This window comes from Mycobacterium sp., from assembly GCF_035499775.1.
GTDB lineage: Bacteria > Actinomycetota > Actinomycetes > Mycobacteriales > Mycobacteriaceae > Mycobacterium.
The window spans coordinates 41,136-64,765 of sequence record NZ_DATJYB010000169.1 but is presented as its reverse complement, the minus strand read 5'-3'; the positions used below and the strand labels follow the sequence as shown (position 1 = coordinate 64,765).

23 protein-coding genes are annotated in these 23,630 nt (G+C 67.6%); 7 read left to right on the top strand and 16 right to left on the bottom strand.

Going from position 1 to position 23,630, the window contains the following annotated elements:
- Positions 1–74 precede the first annotated feature (74 nt).
- From VML93_RS11575 to VML93_RS11555, 5 genes are all read right to left on the bottom strand, one after another.
- Positions 75–2,117: a penicillin-binding protein 2 gene (locus tag VML93_RS11575; protein ID WP_325610681.1), complete on the bottom strand. Its 2,043-nt coding sequence runs from the start codon at positions 2,115–2,117 to the stop codon at positions 75–77.
- Positions 2,114–3,319 carry a hypothetical protein gene (locus VML93_RS11570; protein WP_325610679.1) on the bottom strand — a complete coding sequence of 402 codons (1,206 nt, stop codon included), beginning with the start codon at positions 3,317–3,319 and terminating at the stop codon, positions 2,114–2,116. The genes VML93_RS11575 and VML93_RS11570 overlap by 4 nt, the downstream gene beginning before the upstream one ends.
- Positions 3,316–4,500 (bottom strand): 16S rRNA (cytosine(1402)-N(4))-methyltransferase RsmH, encoded by a 1,185-nt coding sequence (gene rsmH, locus VML93_RS11565; RefSeq protein WP_325610678.1) that lies wholly within the window; start codon positions 4,498–4,500, stop codon positions 3,316–3,318. Before rsmH ends, VML93_RS11570 begins: the two co-directional genes overlap by 4 nt.
- On the bottom strand, positions 4,475–4,906 hold the full coding sequence (gene mraZ, locus VML93_RS11560; RefSeq protein WP_325610720.1) for a division/cell wall cluster transcriptional repressor MraZ: 432 nt from the start codon (positions 4,904–4,906) through the stop codon (positions 4,475–4,477). Before mraZ ends, rsmH begins: the two co-directional genes overlap by 26 nt.
- 390 nt (positions 4,907–5,296) lie before the next feature.
- Positions 5,297–5,698 carry a DUF3040 domain-containing protein gene (locus tag VML93_RS11555; RefSeq protein WP_325610676.1) on the bottom strand — a complete coding sequence of 134 codons (402 nt, stop codon included), beginning with the start codon at positions 5,696–5,698 and terminating at the stop codon, positions 5,297–5,299.
- 279 nt (positions 5,699–5,977) lie between these two features.
- Here VML93_RS11555 and VML93_RS11550 point away from each other — a divergent pair, with 279 nt between their 5' ends.
- Positions 5,978–6,595 carry an N-acetyltransferase gene (locus tag VML93_RS11550; protein WP_325610674.1) on the top strand — a complete coding sequence of 206 codons (618 nt, stop codon included), beginning with the start codon at positions 5,978–5,980 and terminating at the stop codon, positions 6,593–6,595.
- A 215-nt stretch (positions 6,596–6,810) separates the two neighbouring features.
- Positions 6,811–7,455 (top strand): LppM family (lipo)protein, encoded by a 645-nt coding sequence (locus VML93_RS11545; protein WP_325610718.1) that lies wholly within the window; start codon positions 6,811–6,813, stop codon positions 7,453–7,455.
- Positions 7,456–7,457: 2 nt separating this feature from the next.
- Here VML93_RS11545 and VML93_RS11540 read toward each other — a convergent pair whose 3' ends face one another.
- Complete coding sequence (locus VML93_RS11540; RefSeq protein WP_325610673.1) at positions 7,458–8,348, bottom strand: mycobacterial-type methylenetetrahydrofolate reductase; 891 nt, start codon at positions 8,346–8,348, stop codon at positions 7,458–7,460.
- Between the two features lie 199 nt (positions 8,349–8,547).
- Between VML93_RS11540 and idsA2 the strand changes: the two genes are divergently transcribed.
- Positions 8,548–9,597, top strand: coding sequence for a bifunctional (2E,6E)-farnesyl/geranyl diphosphate synthase (gene idsA2 / locus VML93_RS11535; RefSeq protein ID WP_325610672.1), 1,050 nt, complete (start codon positions 8,548–8,550; stop codon positions 9,595–9,597).
- Between the two features lie 4 nt (positions 9,598–9,601).
- On the top strand, positions 9,602–11,161 hold the full coding sequence (locus tag VML93_RS11530; RefSeq protein WP_325610670.1) for an alpha-(1->6)-mannopyranosyltransferase A: 1,560 nt from the start codon (positions 9,602–9,604) through the stop codon (positions 11,159–11,161).
- Here the strand turns inward: VML93_RS11530 and VML93_RS11525 are convergent.
- Positions 11,148–11,552: an Rv2175c family DNA-binding protein gene (locus VML93_RS11525; RefSeq protein ID WP_325610669.1), complete on the bottom strand. Its 405-nt coding sequence runs from the start codon at positions 11,550–11,552 to the stop codon at positions 11,148–11,150. The two genes, VML93_RS11530 and VML93_RS11525, sit on opposite strands and share 14 nt — an antisense overlap.
- 92 nt (positions 11,553–11,644) lie before the next feature.
- On the opposite strand from VML93_RS11525, the gene VML93_RS11520 reads away from it, so the two are divergent.
- The gene (locus tag VML93_RS11520; RefSeq protein ID WP_325610667.1) at positions 11,645–12,883 is read left to right on the top strand and encodes a protein kinase domain-containing protein; all 1,239 of its coding nucleotides are present in this window, start codon (positions 11,645–11,647) and stop codon (positions 12,881–12,883) included.
- 10 nt (positions 12,884–12,893) lie between these two features.
- On the opposite strand, the gene VML93_RS11515 is transcribed toward VML93_RS11520, so the two are convergent.
- Genes VML93_RS11515 through VML93_RS11505 form a run of 3 tightly spaced genes read right to left on the bottom strand, consistent with a single transcriptional unit; the run spans position 12,894 to position 15,758 of the window.
- Complete coding sequence (locus VML93_RS11515; RefSeq protein ID WP_325610665.1) at positions 12,894–14,282, bottom strand: class II 3-deoxy-7-phosphoheptulonate synthase; 1,389 nt, start codon at positions 14,280–14,282, stop codon at positions 12,894–12,896.
- Between the two features lie 44 nt (positions 14,283–14,326).
- Positions 14,327–14,842, bottom strand: a complete 516-nt coding sequence (locus VML93_RS11510; protein ID WP_325610664.1) for a polyadenylate-specific 3'-exoribonuclease AS — start codon at positions 14,840–14,842, stop codon at positions 14,327–14,329.
- Between the two features lie 58 nt (positions 14,843–14,900).
- Positions 14,901–15,758 carry a hypothetical protein gene (locus VML93_RS11505; protein WP_325610662.1) on the bottom strand — a complete coding sequence of 286 codons (858 nt, stop codon included), beginning with the start codon at positions 15,756–15,758 and terminating at the stop codon, positions 14,901–14,903.
- A gap of 91 nt (positions 15,759–15,849) precedes the next feature.
- Between VML93_RS11505 and VML93_RS11500 the strand changes: the two genes are divergently transcribed.
- Positions 15,850–17,151: a glycosyltransferase 87 family protein gene (locus tag VML93_RS11500; RefSeq protein ID WP_325610660.1), complete on the top strand. Its 1,302-nt coding sequence runs from the start codon at positions 15,850–15,852 to the stop codon at positions 17,149–17,151.
- Positions 17,152–17,162: 11 nt separating this feature from the next.
- On the opposite strand, the gene VML93_RS11495 is transcribed toward VML93_RS11500, so the two are convergent.
- The 5 genes from VML93_RS11495 to VML93_RS11475 form a co-directional block, all read right to left on the bottom strand.
- A complete protein-coding gene (locus VML93_RS11495; protein WP_325610659.1) occupies positions 17,163–17,882 on the bottom strand; it encodes a lysophospholipid acyltransferase family protein in 720 nt (239 codons plus the stop codon).
- 81 nt (positions 17,883–17,963) lie between these two features.
- Positions 17,964–18,347: a hypothetical protein gene (locus tag VML93_RS11490; RefSeq protein ID WP_325610657.1), complete on the bottom strand. Its 384-nt coding sequence runs from the start codon at positions 18,345–18,347 to the stop codon at positions 17,964–17,966.
- The gene (locus tag VML93_RS11485) at positions 18,344–19,606 is read right to left on the bottom strand and encodes an ArsA family ATPase (protein ID WP_325610716.1); all 1,263 of its coding nucleotides are present in this window, start codon (positions 19,604–19,606) and stop codon (positions 18,344–18,346) included. The genes VML93_RS11490 and VML93_RS11485 overlap by 4 nt, the downstream gene beginning before the upstream one ends.
- On the bottom strand, positions 19,603–20,037 hold the full coding sequence (locus tag VML93_RS11480; RefSeq protein ID WP_325610656.1) for an SRPBCC family protein: 435 nt from the start codon (positions 20,035–20,037) through the stop codon (positions 19,603–19,605). Before VML93_RS11480 ends, VML93_RS11485 begins: the two co-directional genes overlap by 4 nt.
- Before the next feature lie 106 nt (positions 20,038–20,143).
- Entirely contained in the window at positions 20,144–20,533 is a 390-nt protein-coding gene (locus VML93_RS11475) for a polyketide cyclase / dehydrase and lipid transport (protein WP_325610654.1), read from the bottom strand.
- Between the two features lie 87 nt (positions 20,534–20,620).
- Between VML93_RS11475 and VML93_RS11470 the strand changes: the two genes are divergently transcribed.
- On the top strand, positions 20,621–22,423 hold the full coding sequence (locus tag VML93_RS11470; RefSeq protein ID WP_325610652.1) for a long-chain fatty acid--CoA ligase: 1,803 nt from the start codon (positions 20,621–20,623) through the stop codon (positions 22,421–22,423).
- 36 nt (positions 22,424–22,459) lie between these two features.
- On the opposite strand, the gene pimB is transcribed toward VML93_RS11470, so the two are convergent.
- Positions 22,460–23,614 (bottom strand): GDP-mannose-dependent alpha-(1-6)-phosphatidylinositol monomannoside mannosyltransferase, encoded by a 1,155-nt coding sequence (gene pimB / locus VML93_RS11465; RefSeq protein ID WP_325610650.1) that lies wholly within the window; start codon positions 23,612–23,614, stop codon positions 22,460–22,462.
- Positions 23,615–23,630 lie beyond the last annotated feature (16 nt).

Genomic DNA, 23,630 nt, shown 5'->3' with positions numbered 1-23,630 from the left:
CGTTGACGATCCGCTGAGTCGCCGCGGCCAAGGCCCTGCCGATTGTGAGGCCTCTCGAAATGACGGCCCAACACCTACATCTGCTGCAAGGTCAGCGGCGGCCCCGGATCGGGTGACAGCGGGACATTCTCGCGCTGCATCAGCCAGCCGGCGATGTTGTGGAACAGCGGGGCGGCCGAGTGTCCGGGCGTGCCGTCCGCGTTGCGCTGCGGGTTGTCCATCATGAGGCCGATGACGTAGCGCGGATTGTCGGCGGTGGCCATGCCGGCGAAGGTGATCCAGTAGACGTCGTCGAAGTAGCAGCCGCAGCCCGGGTTGATCTGCTGGGCGGTCCCGGTCTTGCCGGCCATTTGATAGCCCGGTACCGCGGCCGCGGGGCCGGTGCCCTGCTGATAGCCCATCGGGTCGTGCTGCACGACGGCGCGCAGCATCTGCCGTACGGTCTGCGCGGTCTGCGGGGACACCACCCGGACGCCGTCCGGGCGGGCTTCTTCGGTGCGGGTGCCGTCGGCTGCGATGGTGGCCTTGATGATCCGCGGCGGGATCCGCACCCCGTCGTTCGCGATCGCCTGATACATGCCGGTCATCTGCAGCAGGGTCATCGAAAGACCTTGGCCGATAGGCAGGTTCGAGAAGGTGCTGCCCGACCACTGGTCGATCGGCGGTACCAGGCCGGCACTTTCACCGGGCAGCCCGACCCCGCTGCGCTGACCCAATCCGAACTTGCGGACCATGTCGTAATAGCGTTCCGGCCCGATGCGCTGGGCCAGCATCAGCGTGCCGACGTTCGACGACTTCCCGAATATGCCCGTGGTGGTGTAGGGCATCACACCGTGCTCCCAGGCGTCGTGCACGGTGACGCCGCCCATCTGGATCAAACCGGGTACCTGCAGCACCTCGTCGGGGTTGGACAGCCCGTACTCGATGACCGACGACGCGGTGATGATCTTGTTCACCGAGCCCGGCTCGAAGGGTGAGGTAACCGGCAAGTTGCCCAGTTGCCGGTCGGCCTGGCGCCCGATGTCTTGGGACGGGTCGAAGGTGTTGTCGTTTGCCATGGCCAGCACTTCACCGGTGTGGGAGTCGAGTACGACCGCGGATACGGTGTGCGCGCCGGACAGGTTCTTGGCCTGCTGCACCTGCTGCTGCACGTAGAACTGGATGTCGTCGTCGAGGGTGAGCTGCACGGTCGAACCGTTGGCCGCCCGGTGCTGGTTGCGGTAGCTGCCGGGAATGACCACGCCGTCGGAGCCGCGGTCGTAGGTGACCGACCCGTCGGTCCCGGCCAGCACCGAGTCCAGGGACTCTTCCAGACCCAGCAACCCGTGCCCGTCCCAGTCGATGCCGCCGACGATATTGGCCGCCAGCGATCCGCCCGGGTACTGCCGCAGATCCTGCCGCTCGGAACCCACCTCGGGGTATTTCTCGGAGATCGCGCTGGCGACGGCGGGGTCGACGGCGCGGGCGAGGTAGACGAAGTTCTCGTCGCTCTGCAGCTTCTTCAACAGCGTCGGGGCGTCCGGCTTGTTGTTCAGCCGGCCCGCGACCTCCTTGGCGATCTCCTGCAGCCGTTCCTGCGGGTCGGGGCTGGCCGGGTTCTTCTTCCTGGCGTCCTCCAGCTGCTGGCGGATCCGCTTGGGCTGGAAGGTCAGTGCGCGCGATTCGATGGTGAACGCAAGCTGGTCCTTGTTGCGGTCGATGATGCTGCCGCGCATTGCCTTCTTGACATCCGTGACTTTGAGTTGTCCGGCCGCCTGAGCGCGCAGCTCCGCGGCATTGGAGACCTGCAGCAGGAACAGCTGGATTGCCGCAACCAGCATCAACGCCAATATGACGACGTTGCCGGCGCGATGCCGGAAGACAAACGACGCACCGCGCGTTCCCGCTTCCAGCACCTGACGGGTGCGCCGTTCCCGTGCCGAGCGACCCACTGAAGCCACTGCCTCGGCCCGCACGCTCACCCGGGATTTCTTGGCTTCCTTGGGCTTTCGGGCCTTCTCCGGCTTGCGGAGCCGCTTGGGCTGCCCGGCTTCCTTGGTCTTTCGGGGCTTGTCAGGCTTACCGCGACCGCGCGTCGACTGCGACGGACGTGACCGCCTGGAGTCGCCGCGCCTCACCGTGGCGCCCCTGGCATGACAGGCGCTGGTTGCGGCCCCGGAGCGAGCACCGGGACCTGAGCGGGCGCTGCTGGCGCCGGCCCGGGCCGCAACGGAACGGGCACCTCGGCGGGCGCCGGGCCAGGCAATACCGCCACCGGAGCCGGGGGCAGGCCCGGCAACGGACCCGGCGCGGGCAGCGCTCCAGGGATCGCTCCGCCCGGCAGGCCCGGCAGCGGACCCGGCGCCGGCAGCGCCCCGGGGATCGCTCCGCCCGGCAGGCCCGGCAGCGGACCCGGCGCCGGCAGCGCCCCGGGCAGCGTGCTGCCCGGCAAGCCCGGCAGCGGTGCGGTCCCGGGCAGTTGCGGGCTGGTCTGCGGAGACAGGTGCTGACCGCCCAGGGTCGCCGCGCCGTCTGGCGAACGCAGCAGCGCTTCGGGTCCCGACCTCGGTGGCGCAGCGGGATCGCCGGGAGCCGGCAACACCCGGACCGGGACCTCCGGGGGAATCACCGGCGCCGGCGGAGGCGGCGGCGGGCCCGCTTCGGGAATCCTGGCGTTCAGCGGCGGCGGCGGGACACCGTCGGCTGGCTTCGGCGTGCCGACGACCACCCAATTGCCGTCAGGAGCCTGGACCAGGTGGGCGGTGTCCCGGGTCGGGATCATGCCTTGGTTGCGCGCCGCCTCGGCCAGCGCCGGAGCGGACTCCGCCTCGCGCACATCGCGTTCCAGCGCCTCCTTCTGCTGCTGCAGCATCCGGGTCTTCTCGCGCGCGTGGCTGAGTTGGTAGGACCGCTCGGCGGAGTCGGTGGACAGCCACAGGGTGAGGCCCAGCCCCAGCCCCAGCGACCCGATGACCAGCACCACAAACGGGACCTTGTTCATCAGTGTGCGGGGCCGCAGGTCGATCGAGGCCAGCCGGGTGGCCAAGCGCTCACTCAGCTTGGGCCGGACAACCTTGGGCGCCTTGGCCTTCCGCGCCTTGGCCCGCGCCTTGGCCTGGGTGGTGTTCTTGGCCCGGGCCGGTAGCTCGGCGGGCCGGGGAATTGGGCTGGTTTGGGGTCCGGATCTCGATGTCCGCCCGTCACGGCCGGGCGCGGTACGACGTGAGGCGGCCGAGTCCGGCGTCGGGCGCCTGCGGGTGCGGGCGGAACCCTCGCGCGCGCGCCGGCGATCGCCGCCGCCGTGTTTCCCAGCCACCCGGGCTTCACGCTCCGCCTTCATGAATCGCCCTTCCCAACTCGTTGCAGGGCCCGCAGTCGTACCGGGGCGCTGCGGGGGTTGCGTTCGATCTCAGCGGCGTCCGCACGTTCGGCACCGCGGGTCAGCGATCGGAATCGCGGTCCATGGCCAGGAAGTTCGACCGGCAGATCCGCCGGTGTGCGGGAGGCGACCGCGTCGGCGAACACGCGCTTGACGATCCGGTCTTCCAGCGACTGGTAGGCCATCACCACGACGCGGCCCGCGACGGCGAGCGCGTCCAACGCCGCGGGAAGTGCGCCGCGCAGCGTTTCCAGCTCGTCGTTGACGGCGATGCGCAGCGCCTGAAAGGTCCGCTTGGCGGGGTGCCCGCCGGTGCGCCGGGCGGGAGCCGGGATCGCCTGGTAGAGCAGTGCAACCAGCTCGGCCGTCGAGGTGAACGGCGCGCGGGCACGCTGACGGACGATGTGCGCGGCGATCCGGCGGGCGAACCGCTCCTCGCCGTATCGGTGCAGGATGCCGGCCAGCGCGGCCTCGTCGTAGGTGTTGAGAATGTCGGCCGCAGTCAGCGGCGACTCCGGGTCCATCCGCATGTCCAACGGCGCGTCCTGAGCGTAGGCAAAGCCCCGCTCGGCCTGGTCGAGCTGCATGGACGAGACGCCGAGATCGAAAAGTGCCCCGTCGATCGATTCCACGGCGGCATAACCGGATTCGGACAGCGCATCGGCCAGACCGTCATAGCGGGTGTGCACCAGCGTCAGGCGGTCGGCGAATCGCTCCAGCCGGGTTCGGGCGATCTGCAGGGCACTGGGGTCGCGGTCGAGTCCGATCAGTCGCAGACCCGGCAACTCGGCCAGGAACCGCTCCGCGTGCCCGCCCGCGCCGATGGTGGCGTCGACGAGCACCGCGTTCGACCCGTCGGGGTGGTGGCGGGTCAGTGCCGGGGTGAGCAGCTCGAGGCAACGATCGGCCAGGACGGGCACGTGACCGAAATCTGCGTCAGCCACCGCAACACCTCCGCGGATTTGGCGAGCTTCGAGGACCGCCGCTGTTGCACCGACAGCGGCCCGGAGGGCCGACGCCCCTGCACCCAGGTCTCTGTCCGAACGTGCGGACCTGGCGTTGGGGAAGTACGCCAGGGTCGGTTCGGGCAGAGGCCATGGTGCATGGGCATGCGGCTCAGATGATGTCGCCGAGTGCTTCATCGCTTGCCGCGGAGAAGTTCTCTTCGTGGGTCTGTTGGTAGTCCTGCCAGGCCTGCGCGTCCCAGATCTCGAGGTATTCGATCGCTCCGGTCACGACGCAGTCCTTGGAGAGGTTGGCGTAACGGCGGTGGTCGGCCGACAACGTGATCCGTCCCTGCGCGTCGGGGTGCTGCTCGTCGGTGCCGGCGGCCAGGTTGCGCAGGAAGGCCCTGGCTTCCGGATTGTTGCGCGGTGCTTTGCTGGCCCGTTGTGCCAGCTGCTCGAACGCCTCGCGCGGGTAGACGGCCAGGCTGTGATCCTGGCTCTTGGTGACCATCAACCCCCCTGCCAGCGCGTCGCGAAACTTGGCGGGCAGCGTGAGCCGCCCCTTATCGTCGAGTTTGGGCGTGTAGGTGCCGAGAAACACCAGCTCACCTCCCGTTCCGGACCCGATCTCCGGACTCACCCACTTGCTCTCAAACTCTTCAGCCACCATACCCCACAATCCCCCACTTCTCCCCATTTATGAGGTGTCGTGGCGGCATTTCCGAGGCAATCAGCCACGCCAGGACGCCGCAGCGCCCCAGCCGGACGTCACGCGGTCGCCAGTGACTGCGAAAAAGGGCATTTCAGAGGCCCAAAACAGCATTGTGGGGGGCGGGTGGGGGGTAGTGGGGCGTCCACACAGCACAAGTCGGACACAAGTGTGCCTCGATACGGCCTACGGGGCCAGCGAGTTGGCGCGCGATGCAAAACGAGGAAGCCGGTGGCTTCCCCGTTATCTGAATCCGGGAGGACCCAGGATGACCCGTCGCCGCTAGTTGTCGAAGCGGCGGCGGAAGCGATCCTCCATGCGACTGGTGAAGGAGCCCGAGCCCTTGTTGCGACGCTGGCGCGAGGATCCAGGCGTCGACCCGGAATGATCCGACCTGCCGGCCAACCGCGGGGCGGTGATGGCAAACACCACACCACCGAACATCACGACGAAACCGACGACGCTGAGGATCGGGAAGTTCCCGATCATCGTGGCTTTGAAAGCGACCCCGGCAACCAGCATCCCCAGACCGATGACGAACAGCGCGGCCCCCTGCAGACGCCGCCGCGCGCTCGGAGCGCGGAACCCACCGCCACGGACACTCGACGCGAACTTGGGGTCCTCGGCATAGAGAGCGCTCTCGATCTGATCGAGCATCCGTTGCTCATGATCGGAGAGTGGCATTCGTCCCTCCTTGCCGACAGGCTGACACGTAACTATCGATACCACGCGGATGCCCGTTGTGAGGGCAACTAACTCAGATGATACGAGGTCATTCTGTGGCGTACCACTGGTTCGCGGCCGATTCTATCCCGGTTGCACCGCAACTCAGTCGCCGACGGGTGTAACCGATCGTCGCGACCGCCCGTCGGCGGCTGTTCATGCCGTCAGATAATGGCCGGAATGCTCGGCGCGATACTGGGATGCGAGCACCCCACCCACGCATGAGGAGGACAGCGCGAGTTGGCGATATTCCTCATCGATCTGTCGCCGAACGATATGGAGCGCCGTCTCAATGACGCTCTGGGTGTGTATGTCGACGCGATGCGCTATCCGGCGGGGACTGAGAATCACCGCGCCGCAATGTGGCTGGAGCACATGCGCCGACCCGGCTGGCAGGCGGTGGCTGCCGTCGAGATGGTCGGAATAGGCGAGGCGGCAGGAGCGGCCGCCGAGCCGCCGTCGGCCGCCGAATTGGGCGACGCGCCGCTGCTCGGCGTGGCCTACGGCTACCCGGGGGCACCCGGTCAGTGGTGGCAGCAGCAGGTCGTATTGGGCCTGGAGCGCGGCGGTTCGCCGCCTCAGGAGATCGCGCAGCTGATGACCAGCTATTTCGAGTTGACCGAATTGCATATTCAGCCGCGGGCCCAGGGTCGCGGCCTCGGCGAGGCATTGACTCGGCGACTTTTGGCCAATCGCAGCGAACGCAACGTCCTGCTCTCCACGCCGGAAACCAACGGTGAGTCCAACCGCGCCTGGCGGTTGTACCGACGGCTGGGCTTCGTGGACGTCATTCGGCGGTACTACTTCGCGGGCGATCCCCGCGCGTTCGCGATCCTGGGCCGCGCTCTGCCGCTTTAGCGCTGGGGGCTTTTCGCGCGGGGGGCTGCGTGGACTCTGCGCTGCCGGCGCGTCTCACTCGCAGTTTGTCGCCATAACCGCAGAGTCAACGGGCTTGTCGAAACGGCGCGGGCAGGCGGTGCGGCGACGCAGCACGACGGGTCTGGCACGATGACCTGGTGCGCGTCCGCTCCTACCCGCCGCCCACCCGTCGGCGCCGCCTGCTGGCCCTCGCGATGCTGCTGATGTTGGTGCCGCTGGCCACCGGATGCCTGCGGGTCAGGGCCTCGATCACGATCTCGCAGGATGACCTGGTCTCCGGCGAGATCATCGCCGCGGCCAAACCGAAGAACCCGAAAGACACCGGTCCCCAGCTGGACAGCAATCTGCCGTTCAGCCAGAAGGTAGCGGTCTCCAATTACGACAGCGACGGCTACGTGGGGTCGCAGGCGGTGTTCTCCGATCTGACCTTCGCCGAGGTGCCGCAGCTGGCCCACATGAACCACGACGCATCCGGAGTGAATCTCTCACTGCGTCGCAACGGCAACCTGGTGATCCTGGAAGGCCGGGCCGATCTCACGTCGGTGACCGATCCCGAGGCCGATGTCGAATTGACCGTCGCCTTCCCCGGAGTGGTGACCTCCACCAACGGTGATCGCATCGAAGCCGATGCCGTGCAGTGGAAGCTCAAACCGGGCGTGGTCAGCACCATGACCGCCCAGGCCCGCTACACGGATCCCAACACGCGGTCGTTCACCGGAGCGGGCGTCTGGCTGGGCATCGCGTCGTTCGCGGTCGCCGGCGTGATCGCACTGCTGGCCTGGATCAGCCGGGACCGCTCGGAGCGGCTCGCCGCGCCGCGCGAGCAACCGCCGGTCTAGCGCTACCACGCCGGAGACCAGTAGTCGAGCATCTCCGCGAAGGTCTCGAACGCCGGCGCGGAAACGCCGTAGGTCGCCTCCAGATGGATGCTCAGCGGAAAGCCGAGGTCGGCGACGCCGTCGACGACGCGCTTGTACAGATCGACGATCAGCCGGCGCTTCTCCGCGGGTTCGCTGGCGGCCAACCTCTTGACGAATGCCTGCTCGCCGGCGACGGCGGCGTTTCCCGGGTCCTGGATCAGCCAGTTGATCAGGCCGACGCGGTCCTCGACTTTCGGCACGAAGCCGAACGACAGCAGCACTTCGGGCCGGTGGTCGGTGGTCTTGGCGAACTCGGTCAGGAAATCCACGATCGCATCGGAATACAGCAGCTGGGTCATGCCGTAGGTCGCGCCCTGGTTGCACTTGAAGTTGAACCGGCCGTGTTCGCCGTCCCGGGTGGGTATCAGGATCACGCCGCGGTTCGCCACCAGGTCGCGATAGATCGACAAGGCGTCGGTGGGCGCCACACCGGAGCCCTCGCCGTCGTTCATCGTGCGCGGCACCCCGACGAAGACCACGCCCTCCATCCCGGCCGCGCCCAGCTCGGTGAGTCGCCCGCGCAGCGACTCCTCGTCCATGAACGCGGTGACCTGCGTGCACAGGCCGTTCATCCCGGGCAACTGCGGTTTGATCATCGACCAGAAGTCCAGCACGTCCAGCTTCGGCTTCATCGGGACCGGCCGGTCGTCCTCCTCGGCGATCATCCCGGGGATCATGACGTGCCGAATCCGGCCGCCGAGCCCGGAATCAGCCGAGTACTGGACCACTTTGCGCGCGTCTTCGATGGCCCGCTCGCGACCGCCTTCCACGTTTGGTGGCACCAGCTCGAGGGCGATGGTGTTGAGGGTCACGCGGCTCCTGTTCGTCGGCGGGCCAACCGGCCCAGGTCCACCCGACAGCATAGGGGCGAGTTAGTGAGCCCCTCGAAGCAACTCGGACCGCCGCGCAGGGCCCTGCGGCGAATACACTTGTCGGGCCTCCCAAAAGGAGAGGTCACGCCGAGCAGAAAGGGGCGCCGCGCTGAGCGTCCAAGCAGCGGCAACCGTCGAGTTGGCCGGCGCCGCCACCGACCAGCTGCGCCAATACCTGCACGACCGTCGGGACGAGGCCGCCTACCTGGGTCGCGACTTCGGCGTTCTGGTTGCTGCACTCGAGGATTTCGTGCTCAACGGGGGCAAGCGCCTGCGGCCGGTCTTCGCTTACTGGGGCTGGCGCGCAGTGGCGGCCCAGGATCCGGATCCCGATGTGCTGCTGTTGTTTTCGGCGTTGGAACTGCTACACGCCTCGGCGCTGGTACACGACGACGTGATCGACGCGTCCGCTACCCGCCGCGGCAGGCCGACAACCCACATGCACTTCGCGGCCCTGCACCGCGAGGACAACTGGCGAGGCTCGCCGCAACAATTCGGGATCTCGGCGGCCATCCTGGTCGGCGACCTGGCGCACGCCTGGGCCGACGATATCGTCTTGCGCGCGCAGCTATCACCCGACGCCCACCGGCGCGTCCAGCGGGTCTGGGCCGATATCCGCACCGAAGTGCTCGGCGGGCAGTACCTCGACATCGTCGCGGAGGCCTCGGCCGCCGAATCGATCGAGTCGGCGATGACCGTCGCCACCTTCAAGACCGCCTGTTACACGGTGACGCGACCGCTGCAACTGGGCGTCGCCGCCGCCGCCGAGAGACCCGACGTCGCGGCCGCGTTCGGGCAATTCGGGACCGACCTGGGTGTGGCGTTCCAGCTGCGCGACGATGTGCTGGGCGTGTTCGGGGACCCGGCGGTGACCGGCAAGCCGTCCGGTGACGACCTGAGGTCGGGCAAACGCACCGTACTGGTGGCTGAGGCAATGGCGCTGGCGGACAAGTCGGATCCCTTGGCGGCCAAGCTGATACGGAACTCGATCGGCACCCGCCTGACCGATGCGCAGGTGAGCGAACTGCGCGGCGTCATCGAGGCGGTGGGTGCGCTGGCCGCGGCGGAACACCGCATCGCCACGCTGACCCAACGGGCGCTCGCCACCTTGGCGTCGGCACCCATCAATGAGACGGCCAGGGCGGGGCTGTCGGAGCTGGCCAACCTGGCGACGAACCGGTCCGCCTGAGCCGATGAGCACCGAAACCGACACCTCGACCGTCGACTCGTCAGCGTCGAAATGGTCTCTCGGTCAATATTTTTCACGGTTGCGCAAGTTCGCCGGCACACCGGACGCGGGACCGGCGAAGCTGGGGTTTCTGGGCTCGGTGCTGATCACGGCGGGCGGGCTGGGAGCGGGCAGCACCCGCCAGCACGACCCGCTGCTGGAGTCGATTCACATGTCCTGGCTGCGCTTCGGGCATGGTTTGGTGCTGTCGTCGATCCTGTTGTGGACCGGTGTCGGCCTGATGCTGATCGCGTGGTTGCGGCTGGGCCGGCGCGTCCTCGCCCGCGAAGCCAGCGAGTTCGTGATGCGGGCCACCACCGCCTTCTGGCTGGCGCCGTTGCTGGTCTCGGTCCCCGTCTTCAGCCGGGACACCTACTCGTATCTGGCTCAGGGCGCGCTGCTGCGCGACGGCCTGGATCCTTATGCGGTTGGTCCGGTCGCCAACCCGAATTCGTTGCTGGACGACGTCAGTCCCATCTGGTCGATCACCACCGCGCCCTACGGTCCGGTGTTCATTCTGGTTGCCAAGTTCGTCACGATCCTCGTCGGGAACAACGTGGTGGCCGGAACCATGCTGCTACGGCTGTGCATGTTGCCCGGACTGGCGCTCTTGATCTGGGCCACCCCCCGACTGGCCCATCACCTGGGTAGCGACGGCCCCACCGCGCTGTGGATCTGCGTGCTCAATCCGCTGGTGCTCATCCATCTGATGGGCGGGGTGCACAACGAGATGCTGATGGTGGGCCTGATGACGACGGGCATCGCGCTGACCTTCGCCGGCCGCAATGTCGTGGGCATCGCCGTCCTCACGGTCGCGATCGCGGTGAAGGCGACGGCCGGAATCGCACTGCCGTTCATGGTCTGGGTGTGGGCGCGTCATCTGCGTGAACGCCGGGGATATCGACCGGTCCAGGCGTTTCTGGCGGCCGCCGCGCTGGCGGTGCTGATCTTCGCAGCGGTGTTCGCGGTGTTGTCCGCCGTGGCCGGTGTCGGGCTGGGTTGGCTGACCGCGCTGGCCGGCTCGGTGAAGATCATCAACTGGCTGTCGGTGCCGACCGCGGTGGCCAACGTGATCCACTTTCTCGCCAGCGGTTTCTTCTCGATCGACTTCTACAGCCTGCTGCGCATCACCCGGCTGATCGGCATCGCGATCATCGCGGTGTCGTTGCCGGTGCTGTGGTGGCGGTTCCGGCGCGACGACCGAGCCGCGCTGACCGGTACCGCGTGGTCGATGCTGATCGTGGTGTTGTTCGTCCCCGCCGCTCTGCCGTGGTACTACTCCTGGCCGCTGGCGGTGGCCGCCCCGCTGGCTCAGTCGCGGCGGGCGATGGCGGTGATCGCCGGGTTCTCCACGTGGGTGATGCTGATCTTCAAACCGGACGGATCGCACGGAATGTATTCCTGGGTGCAGTTCTCGCTGGCCACCGCGTCCGCACTGACCGCCTGGTATGTGCTGAACCGGACGCCGGAGCGGGGCGCCGAAACAGGCGAAGCCGCGGCGGAGCCGGTCGTCAGTAAGCCATAGCCTGGGCGCGGCGCACGACTTCCCGGGCCTGGTGGGCATGCAGCGCGTCGACGGGACGCGCGTTGCACATGGCATCGCGGCTGCCGTCGCGGGTGACCGTCAGCGACGGGTCAGGGGTGAACAGCCAGCGCACGATCTCGGTATCGCGGTAGCCGCCGTCGTGCAGGATCGTCAACAGCCCGGGCAGGCTCTTGACCACCTCGCCGGCAGTCGTGAAGAAGACCTGCGGCACCACCACGCCGCCGTCGCGTCGCACCGCGACCAGGTGGCCTTCCCGCAGCTGCTGTTGGACCTTGCTGACCGGCACGCCGAGCAGCTGAGCCACTCGGGTCAGGTCGTACGTTGGCTCGTCGGGGTCCAGAACATCGTCGCCGGCCGGAATGCTGCCCACTTCGCCAGTGTAGGCCCGGTAACCAGCCCGGGACGCGGGTTTTTGCGGCTCCGTTCTGCACGATTCGGCTCGGCCCCACCTACGATGGCCCCGTGGCCCGAGCAGGCACGGTGGACCCGTTGGAAAGCACATACCTGGACGGTCGCTACCTGGTGGAAGCCAAGATCGCCAGCGGTGGCACGTCGACGGTCTACCGCGGTGTCGATGTCCGGCTCGACCGCCCCGTGGCGCTGAAGGTGATGGACGCTCGCTATGCCGGTGACCAGCAATTCCTCACCCGCTTCCAGCTCGAGGCCCGCACGGTCGCCCGGCTCAAGCACCCGGGGTTGATCGCGGTCTACGACCAGGGCCTGGACGGCCGGCACCCCTTTCTGGTGATGGAACTCGTCGAGGGCGGCACCCTGCGTGAGCTGCTGACTGAACGCGGTCCGATGCCGCCACACGCGGTGGCGGCGGTGCTGCGCCCGGTGCTGGGCGGACTGGCCGCCGCGCATCGGGCCGGATTGGTGCACCGCGACGTCAAGCCGGAAAACGTGCTGATCTCCGACGACGGCGAGGTCAAGATCGCCGATTTCGGGTTGGTCCGCGCTGTCGCGGCCGCGGGCAGCACCTCGGCCAGCGTCATCCTGGGTACCGCGGCCTACCTTTCTCCCGAGCAGGTCCGCGACGGCAGCGCCGGTCTGCGCAGCGATGTCTACTCCGTAGGGATCCTCACCTATGAGCTGCTGACCGGCCGTACCCCGTTCACCGGCGACACCCCGTTGTCGCTCGCCTACCAGCGACTGGACCACGACGTGCCGCGGGCCAGCGCGTTGATCGACGGCGTGCCGCTGGAATTCGACGAGATGGTGGCCCGCGCGACCGCCCGCGACCCCGCAGACCGCTACGCCGATGCGATCGAGATGGGCGCCGACCTGGAGGAAATCAGCGAAGAACTGGCGCTGCCGGACTTCCGGGTGCCCGCACCGCGCAACTCCGCTCAGCACCGGTCGGCCCAGCTGCACCACAGCCGAATGGCCGCGCGACGGGATAGCCCACCGCCGCCACCGCCGCCCGACCAGGCGCCGGTTGACTCCACCCGGCACCTGACCCGCGGACCCGAGGACTGGTCGGAGCCGGTACGTCCCGCTGAGCCCGAATTGGGACCGGGCGACTACGAATTCGACCCGCTGTCCGGGAAATTCGGCGGCATTGCGCTCAGTGAATTCATCTGGGTGCGACAACATTCCCGACGCATGGTGCTGATCTGGGTGGCGATCGTGGTGGCGCTCACCGGGCTGGTCGCGACCGCGGCCTGGACGATCGGAAGCAACCTCAACGGGTTGTTATAGCGGGCCCCACTTAGTCGCGCAGCATCTCGGCGACCAGGAACGCCAACTCGAGCGACTGCTGGGTGTTGAGCCGCGGATCGCACGCGGTCTCGTAGCGGCCGGCCAGGTCGGTGTCCGAAATGTCTTGCGCGCCACCGAGACATTCGGTGACGTTCTCGCCGGTGATCTCGACGTGGATGCCGCCCGGGTGGGTGCCCAGCGCGCGGTGCACCTCGAAGAAGCCCTGCACCTCGTCGACAATGCGGTCGAAATGCCGGGTCTTGTAACCGGTGGACGACTCGTGGGTGTTGCCGTGCATCGGGTCGCACTGCCAGATCACCTGGTGGCCGGTGGCCTGAACCTTCTCGATGATCGGGGGCAGCACGTCGCGCACCTTGTTGTTACCCAGCCGGCTCACCATGGTCAGCCGACCCGGCTTGTTGTGCGGGTCGAGCCGCTCGACGTACTCGACGGCGAGCTCCGGGGTCATCGTCGGGCCGATCTTGACGCCGATCGGGTTGGCGATCACCTCGGCGAACGCGATGTGTGCGCCGTCGAGCTGACGGGTCCGCTCGCCGATCCACACGGTGTGTGCCGACAAGTCGTAGAGCTGCGGCTCTCCGTCCTCCACCTGCGACAACCGCAACATGGAGCGTTCGTAGTCGAGCACCAAAGCCTCGTGGCTGGCGTAGATTTCGGCGGTTTGCAGATTGCGGTCGGCCACCCCGCAAGCACTCATGAAGCGCAGTCCCCGATCGATCTCGGTGGCCAGCGCCTCGTAGCGCGCGCCGGCCGGCGAGTTGCTCACGAATTCCCGGTTCCAGTCGTGGACCAGGTGCAGCGACGAAAAGCCCGACGAAGTGAGGGCACGCACCAGGTTCATCGCCGCGCTGGCGTTGGCGTAAGCACGCACCAGCCGCGACGGGTCGTGCTGGCGCGCTGTGGTTTCCGGGGCGAAGCCGTTGATCATGTCGCCGCGGTAGGACTTCAGACCCAGCGCGTCGATGTCGGCGGACCGGGGCTTGGCGTATTGACCCGCGATCCGGGCCACCTTGACCACCGGCAGGCTGGCACCGTAGGTCAGCACCACGGCCATCTGCAGCAAGGTGCGGATATTGCCCCGGATGTGGGGTTCCGTGTTGTCGACGAACGTCTCTGCGCAGTCCCCGCCCTGCAACAGGAATGCCTCGCCCTTGGCGACCTGGGCCAGCTGTCCCTGCAACCGGATGATCTCGGAGGGCACCGTTACCGGCGGCACGCTTTCCAGCACCGTGCGCATCGCCGCGGCCTGGTCACGATCCCACGACGGTTGTTGCGCGGCCGGCTTGGCCAGCGCGGCGTCCAGCCGGGCACGCAGGTCGGCCGGCAGCGGCGGCAGTGACGGCAGCTGGTCGATCGGAATGTCGACTGTCCAGTTCATCGGTCCATGGTAACTGGGCCCGCCCCCGGTCCGATTCGGACTGATCAGGGCGTACGGCCCGGCGGATCGTCCGTTTCACCAGTGATGATCCGAAACCGGCGCAGTTGATCGCGGGCGTCGACCAGCGCGTCGTGCACGTCGCGCGGCCGCGGCGGCATCCGCGGACTTCCGCTGTCCTCCCACAATTGCCGCAGTTCCCGGGTGAAACGGGGTATCGCCTGCGGCAATCCCGGCATCGGGCCCCACAACTGACACAGCGCCACGTGGTCGTAGGCCCCCACCCAGGCCCACAGTTCGATCGGGCCCGTGGCCTCGGCGTTGGAGATACCGAAAAACTGCTCCAGGTCGTCACGGATCTGCCGGCGCGAGCGCCACAGCTGCGAGGCGGGGGGCGGCAGCTTGGGCAGCACATTGGCGCGTACCCAACTCCCGGCCCGCTCCGGATCGAATTCGGTGGATACGGCGTAGTATTCCCGGCCGTCCTCGGCGACCACCCCGATGGAGATCAGGTCGATGGTGCGGCCGTCGTCGATGAATTCGGTGTCGTAGAAGTACCGCACCGCCGAGAGCTTAGTTGGCCCCAACCGGCCCCAGTCGGCCCGGCAGACGTGCGCAGAACTATGCGCTTGCCACGGCGCCCTCGGGCGCTGGCGCAGGATGCACCTCGTGGTCCAGCTGAGCGTCGACGGCGCGCTCGTCGGGCAACCGAGGGGTTCCGGCGATGGCGTTCTGCAGCCACATCTTGACCTGCACCACGGGACGACGCCATCTCCGTTCCCGCTGCACGGCGCGCCGCATCTTGACCGGTCGGCTGGTGTATCGCCACCGGGCCCAGGGAGCATGCGGGCGCGACAGCCGGATCGCCGCGATGACCAGCACCACCACCAGGAACATCCCGAACAGGCCGGTCCACACCTTGCCCTTCAACAGCACGATCACGGCGAGCGGCAGCGTCAGCACCAGCCCGCCGATGACGACGGCGTGCCGCACCAACGAATCGCCGCCCTGCCAGATCGGCAGGAAGAACATCAGCGGGTGCAAGCCCATGGTCAACAAGGCGGCCACCGCGACCGCGGCGAACACGGCGTCCACCGAGCTGCGCCCGTCCTCCTCCCAGTAGACGTCGGACAGGTGCAGGATCAACGCGTACTCGTCGAGCACCAACGCCGCACCGATTCCGAAGGCGATCGCCGTGAAGGTCAATTCGGGTTCTTGTCCGTTGACCGATAGCGATACCATGGTCAGCCCCGAAACCATCACCAGGACCACCCCGAACGCCACGTGATGGATGTGCACCGACCCGATGTGGATATTCCGCGGCTGCCACCACCGGGCCGGCGCGCCGGTGCCGGCACGATGGCGGATAAACCGCACGAAACTGCGCGTGACGAAGAAGGTCAGGATGAACGCGACCAGACAACACAGCAGCGGAAACCGGCCGCGGTCGATGATGTCGTGCTGCAGCCAGTCGGACACTCCAGGAAGTTACCTCGCCAAGTCCCGACACGGGGCTAGCCGCGCTGTCCCGACAATCGGACGCCCGTTAACCATTAGGCTTAGCTCCGACATGAGTAACTGGCAGGCGCCCATTAACGGGACCGTGGGCTCCCCTGGTAGCAGCCGCGCGCGGGTCTTGCTGTTTTGCCTGCTCTGGATGCTGGCCGCCGCGGTGCTGGGTCAGCTGGCCTGGACGCTGCTCGGGCACACGCCGTACCGCATCGACATCGACATCTATCAGATGGGCGGTCAGGCCTGGCTGGACGGGCGTCCGCTGTACAAGGGCGACGTGTTGTTCCCCACACCCATCGGGCTGAACCTGCCGTTCACCTATCCCCCGCTGGCGGCCATCGCCTTCTCCCCCTTCGCGTGGCTGCACATGCCGGCCGCCAGCGTCGCGATCACGCTGCTGACGTTGGTGCTGCTGATCGTCTCGACGGACATCGTGCTGACCCGCCTCGACGTGTCGAACAGCTCACGACTGCTGCCCGGCCCCGCCTGGCTGCGCCGGCTATGGCTGGCGGTGATCATCGTGGTTCCGGCGACGTATTGGCTTGAGCCGATCAGCTCGAACTTCGCCTTCGGCCAGATCAACGTGGTGCTGATGACGCTGGTGATCGCCGACTGCGTGCCGCGCCGCACCCCGTGGCCGCGCGGGGTGCTGCTGGGCCTGGGGATTGCGCTGAAACTGACTCCCGCGGTGTTCCTTTTGTACTTCCTGATGCGTCGCGACAACCGCGCCGCGCTGACGGCGTTGGCGTCGTTCGCGGGGGCGACGCTGATCGGTTTCGTGCTGGCGTGGCACGACTCCTGGGAGTACTGGACTCGCACCGTGCACAACACCGACCGGATCGGCGGCGCGGCGCTGAACACCGACCAGAACATCGCGGGCGCACTCGCGCGGATCGGACTCGGGGAACAGGCGCGCTTCCTGCTGTGGGCGGGCGCGAGCCTGGTGGTGCTCGCGATAACGGTCTGGGCGCTGCAGCGGGTGCTGCGAGCCGGTGAGCCCACACTGGCGGTGATCTGCGTGGCGCTGTTCGGGCTGGTGGTTTCGCCGGTGTCATGGTCACACCACTGGGTCTGGATGCTGCCGGCCGTGCTGGTGACGGGGATATTGGCGTGGCGCCGCCGCAACGTCGCGCTGGCCGTGGTCAGCGTTGCCGGGGTGGCGCTGATGACTTGGACACCGATCGACCTGCTTCCCCAACACCACGAGACGACGGCCGCCTGGTGGCGACAGCTTGCCGGGATGTCCTACGTGTGGTGGGCGCTGGCGGTCATCATCGTGTCCGGACTCACCGTCACCGCGCGGAAGGCTCCGCAGGAAGCGGCGACACCGGGGCTGGCGCCGGTGTCCGCCGTCAGCTGATCAGGCCCCGATTAACCTACAGCCGTCTCCGGAATCCGCTCGGCTGGGCCGTTCGAGTCGCTGCCGTCCTTGACCGTGGCGGCGTAGATGTCGACGTACTCCTGACCGGACAGTCCCATCAGTTCGTAGATCACCTCGTCGGTGACGGCGCGCTCGATGAACCGATTGCCGGCCAGCCCCTCGAAGCGGGAGAAGTCCATCGGCTTGCCGAACCGGACGGTGACCCGCCCGAACCGCCACATCTTGCTGCCGGGCGGGTTGACGACGTTGGTGCCGATCATCGCCACCGGGATCACCGGTACCCCGGTTTGCAGCGCCAGGCGCGCCAGCCCGGTCTTGCCCTTGTAGAGCCGGCCGTCGGGCGAACGGGTGCCCTCGGGGTACATGCCCAGCAACTTGCCCTGCCCCAGCAACCGCTCGGCGGTGTCCAACGCGGCCTGTGCGGAGTCGGCGTCACTGCGGTCGATCGGGACCTGACCGGCGGCGGTGTAGAACCAGCGGGTGAACCAACCCTTCAGGCCGGTGCCGGTGAAGTATTCGGCCTTCGCCAGAAACGTGATGCGGCGACGGACGACCAGCGGAAGAAAGAAGCTATCCGCGACGGCCAGGTGGTTACTCGCCAGTATCGCCGGCCCGGAATTCGGAACATGTTCCAGACCTTCGACTTTCGGTCGACCGAGCAGGGTAAGCAGTGGGCCCATGAATATGTACTTGAATAGCCAGTACCACATGGCCCTCCCTCTCGCCCTTACTTGATGGTCTCCAACTGTACCCATGTGTGACGGCTGGGACCACCTCGGCGCGGGGCCGACTCACTCCTCGACGGTGACCGGGATGGGCTGGTAGCGGCTCTTCGCGGCGGTCTCGTCCGGGCCGCTCCCGTTGGTCGTGACACCCCCGGACGGGTCGTCCGGCGGGGGCTCCTGCGTCCGGTCGATGTCGTCGACTATGGCTCGAATCACATCCAGCAGAGCGACGCTGTGGTCGGCGATGACGGTCATCAACGGATGTTGTTCGCCGTTCACCAACGCGGCCAGCGCGCACACCGGGCACCACACCTGCTGGCACTTGCCGGGACTCCCACCGGCTCCGGATGCCCATGCGGCGGTCGACCGAACGGCAGGGTCGATACCGTTCAGCAGCGCCTGGGCAAGCCTGCGTAACTCTGGACCAATGTCGGGGTGTGCCCCACTCACTTCGGCCACACCTCCGGATCTGGTTGAAAACGAATCGTGAGCTCATTGCCCCGCAGATGTGCGTCCAGCACCGTACACCGTCGCAGCACGGACGCCAAACGAACCCTGCGGCGCAGCCCGCCACAACTGATGATCAGGTCGTCATCGGACCGGCCCAGCGACAACGTCGAGGCATCGAGTTGGGGCAACGCCACCCGCATTCGGTAGACGGACTCTAGCCCCGACCCTGATTCGAGGTCCACGATGGGGCGCAGCGGGCCGGGCGGCGCGCCCCCGCCGCGTCGACGGGCGTTGTCGAGCAGCTCACCCAACGCCTTGGGGCCGATCGGCTCGCCGGCCAGATGCGGCGTCAGCACCAGCGCCACGTCACCGATGGTCGCGTCGAGTTCGGCGAGCACCGAGCGTTGTTCGGAGATGCGTTCGGCGTACCAGTCGAACGCCGGATGGTCGGGCAGGTTCCGGTACTCGTAGGAATCATCGCGCACCAGAACCTGATTGACGATCAGCTCCTCGACGCGAACACCCATCAGCGCCAGCGAACCCAGCGTCCGGGTCGCCTCGGCCGCGACCACCCGCTCGGGCGTCAGCACCAGATGTGCGGTGACCAGATCACCGTCGGTGAGCAACGCGCTGAGTCGCTCGACGCTGGCGCTGGCGCGCTCCAGCAGTTCCACGATGGCGCCCGAGCGGGCGTCGTCGGCGCCGATGGACAGCCGGCGATGCCGCGGCCACGCGCGCTCCACGTACAGCGCGAAGGTGGCGGGCAGGGTCAGCATCCGCAGCGCGTCCGCCGTCGACGCGCAGTCGACCACGATGCGATCCCATTTTCCGGCCGCGGCGAGCTCGCCCACCGCATACAGGCCGAGCACTTCCTGGATGCCCGGCAACGCTGAAAGTTCCTCGGGCGCAATGGCACTCAGTTCCGACTCGGAGAACCGCCGGTCCAGGGTGTCGACCACGTCGCGCCAGCGCGTCTCGAGCAGGGCCAGGGTGTCCAGCGCGAGGGCGTCCAGAAAGCCGCCGCCGGCATCGGCGTCATCGACGAGCACCCGCACCGGTTCGCCCGAACCGGAGGGCGGAACCGCGACGCCCAGCACGTCGCCCAGCGAGTGCGCCTGGTCGGTGGACACGACCAGCACCCGCCGCCCCTCGCTCGCGTCACGGACAGCGGTGGCGGACGCAAGGGTGGACTTTCCTACCCCACCCTTGCCGACGAAGAGACTGATCCGGGCCGGGGCGGGCGCATCGGACTCAGTCAGCCCTCGACTCGTTTCTTCAGATCCTTCAACGCACCGTCGATCAACCTGCGCTCGGCCTTGCGCTTGAGCATCCCGATCATCGGGATGGCGAGGTCCACCGCGAGCTGGTAGGTGACGTCGGTTCCAGAACCCTTGGGCGCCAAGATGTATGTGCCTTCGAGAGACTTCAGCAACGAGCTGGATTCCAGCGTCCAGCTGAGCGATTGGCGGTCGTCGGGCCACTCGTAGGACATGATCAACGTGTCTTTGAAAATGGTTGCGTCCATCAACATCCGTGCCCGTTTCGGGTAACCGTCGTCGAGAGCCTCCAGAACTTCGACTTCCTTGTACTCCGAAATCCATTCCGGGTAGGCCTCGAGATCGGCGATCGCCTTCATCACCTCGGCCGGATCAGCATCGATATAGATCGTCTGCGTCGTCTTGTCCGCCACTTGCTATTTCCCTCTCTCCCGCAAGCGGGTCGACCCCCGGCTCTCCGACGGGAGCCCCCGGCCTCCCGGCCGAAACCGTATTCTGCGGTGCCAAACGTTGATTCGGTTAAACTACCGGAGAAACCCCGAGGGGACGTGCGCGTTCGAGCGTTGTCTTCACCTCAAATGCCATTTTTTTTCCGGCCACGCGGCGACGGTGTGTAATCTTGGCCAAATTCATCTTGGCCAGCTGCCAGGCCGCCGCACCGGACGGTTCGGCGTGCAGGAAGTAGTGCAACACCACCCCGTCCAGCGACGGCTCCAGCCAGACCTCCATGGTGCCGGTCAACGCGCCGGTCACGGCCCACCGCATGCCCTTTTCAGCGCGGTCCTCGACGACTTCCAACCGCAAGTCGGGCCACCACCGGCGCCAGTTGGACCGGTCGCCGATCGCGGTACCGACCCCCGCGCCGTCGGCGGCGACAAATGTCTCGTCCGCGATCTGGATGCTGCTCATTGTTTCAGCTTGGCACACTCGGATTAGGCTGGGCCTCAGCAAGTCGGTACCCGGCAACATCACACGAGGTCAAGCGAGGTAAGTGCAGTGCGTGAGTTAAGTGTCCCTGCCAGCTTTTCTGTCGAGGAGCACGACAACCTTGCGGCCCCGGTCTTCGAGCACGAGCGCGAGGATCCCAACTTCGTCATCTATCAGCGCCTGATCGACGGCTCCTGGACCGACGTCACCTGCGCCCAGGCGGCGGACCAGATTCGTTCTGCGGCACTGGGTTTGATCGCGCTCGGGGTTCAGCCCGGGGACCGGGTGTCGATCTTTTCGGCCACCTGTTACGAGTGGGCGATCCTCGACCTCGCCATCCTGTCCGTCGGTGGGGTCACCGTGCCGATCTATGAGACGTCGTCGGCCGAGCAGGTGCGCTGGGTGCTGCAGAACTCCGAAGCCGTGTTGGTGTTCGCCGAGACCGACGCGCACGCCACGATGGTCGCCGAGCTCGCCGGCGAGCTGCCCGCCCTGCGACGGGTGCTGCACATCAACGGTTCGGGTCCCAAGGCGCTCGACCAGCTCGCCGAGGAGGGTGCGTCGGTCGACAAGGCCGAGCTCACCGCCCGGCTCGAGGGGCTGCGTGCCGAAGACCCGGCGACCCTGATCTACACGTCGGGCACCACCGGGCGCCCCAAAGGCTGCCAGCTCACGCACGCCAACCTGCTCAGCGAGATAAGGGGCACCCAGGAATGCCTCCCGACGCTACTGGCGGCGGGACAACGTCTTCTGGTGTTCCTGCCGCTGGCCCACGTGCTGGCCCGGGCACTCACCCTGTCCGCATTCGCCAGCAAGGTGACCGTCGGATTCACCAGCGACATCAAGAACCTGCTGCCGATGTTGGCGGTGTTCAAACCGACGGTGGTGGTGTCGGTGCCGCGGGTGTTCGAGAAGGTGTACAACACCGCCGAGCAGAACGCCTCCAACGACGGCAAGGGGCCGATCTTCAAGCTGGCCGCACAGACCGCGGTCGACTACAGCCGGGCCCAGGACGACGGCGGACCGGGGCTGCTACTCCGCGCCAAGCATGCGCTGTTCGACCGGCTGGTCTATGGGAAGCTGCGCGCGGCGTTGGGCGGCAACTGCAGCGCGGCCGTCTCGGGCGGCGCGCCGCTGGGCGCACGGTTGGGCCATTTCTTCCGCGGCGTAGGCGTGACCATCTACGAGGGCTACGGCCTGACCGAGACCAGCGCCGCGATCACGGTCAACCAGATCGGCGGGCTGAAGATCGGGACGGTCGGAAAGCTGGTGCCCGGCAACAGCCTGCGCATCGCCGACGACAAGGAGCTGCTGGTGCGCGGCGGCGTGGTCTTCGGCGGCTACTGGCGCAACGAGCAGGCCACCGAGGAGGCGTTCGCCGACGGGTGGTTCAGGACCGGCGATCTGGGCGCGATCGACGAGGACGGCTACCTGAGCATCACCGGACGCAAGAAGGAGCTGATCGTCACCGCCGGCGGTAAGAACGTGGCGCCGGCCGTGCTGGAGGATCAGCTGCGGGCCCACCCGCTGATCAGTCAGGCGATGGTGGTCGGGGACAACAAGCCCTTCATCGGCGCGCTGATCACCATCGACCCGGAGGCGTTCGAGGGCTGGAAGCAGCGCAACAGTAAGGCCGCCGGCGCATCGGTGGGCGATCTGGCCACCGATCCCGACCTGGTCGCCGAGGTGGACGCGGCGGTCAAGCAGGCCAACCAGCAGGTGTCGCACGCCGAGTCGATCCGCAAATTCCGCATTCTGCCGGTCGACTTCACCGAGGACACCGGTGAACTGACGCCGACGATGAAGGTCAAGCGCAACGTGGTGGCAGAGAAGTTCGCCTCCGACATCGAGGCGATTTACACCAAGGACTAACGGCCTCTTTCGCCGAGCGTCACGCCAGCGTTGCGCTCACGGGCCAGACCCGCCGCGCAGCAGGTCCGCCAGCCGCGCGGCCAGGGTGTCCCAGCGCCACTGGGACGTCACCCACTTCCGCCCGGCCGCGCCCATCGCGGCGGCCCGGTCACGGTCGGTGAGCAACTCGGCGACGGCGTCGGCGACTTTGTCCACCGAGCGGCCGTCGATGACCAGCCCAGTCTTGTTCTGCTGCACCGCTTCTGGGGCTCCGCCCGATTCGCCGGCGATCACCGGCACGCCGCTGGCCGAGGCCTCCAGGAAGACGATGCCCAAGCCCTCGACGTCCATGCCCGCACCGCGGGTACGGCACGGCATCGCGAACACGTCGCCCAGCGCGTGGTGTGCGGGCAGTTCGGCGCCCGGCACGCCGCCGGTGAACGTCACATGGTCGGCCACCCCACGTTCCTGCGCCAGCTTGCGCAGCGTGTCCAGATAGGGACCGCCGCCGACGATCACCAGCGCGGCTCCGTCGACGCGGCGGCGGATCGCGGGCAGCGCCTGGATCAGTACGTCCTGGCCTTTACGCGGCACCAGCCGCGACAGGCACACCACGGTGGGTCGATCGCCCAGCCCGTAGCGATCGCGGAGCTCGGCACGGGCGTCGGGATCGGGGCGAAACCGATCGGCGTCCACCCCGGGCGGCAGGTACTCCAGTGACGCCTCGGGGCCGAAGGCCGGCGCGAACCGGGACCGCGTGTAGCGGCTGACGAACGTCACGACGTCGGTCTGCTCACCGATGCGGCGCAGCACCGACCGGGCGACGGGCAGCATGGACCAACCCACTTCGTGGCCGTGGGTGCTGGCCAGCACGCGGGATGCGCCCGCCTGGCGGGCGCGCTGAGCCAGCAGCCCCAACGGCGCGGCCGCACCGAACCAGACGGTGTCGATTTCCTCTTCTTCAATCAGCCGGCGCATCCGGGCATCCACCGCCGGGCTGGGCAGCATCAGCGTGCCGGGATGGCGCACCACCCGATAGCCGGCGTCGCAGGCCAAGTCGTCGAACGCATCGGCGCCCTTCCACTGCGGCGCGTACACGGTTACGGCATGCGACCCGGCGGCCACCAGACGAGCGACGAACTCCCCCAGATACGACTGGATGCCCCCGCGTCGGGGCGGAAAGTCGTTGGTCACCAGCAGGACCCGGCTCATTCGGGTGAGGCTAGCT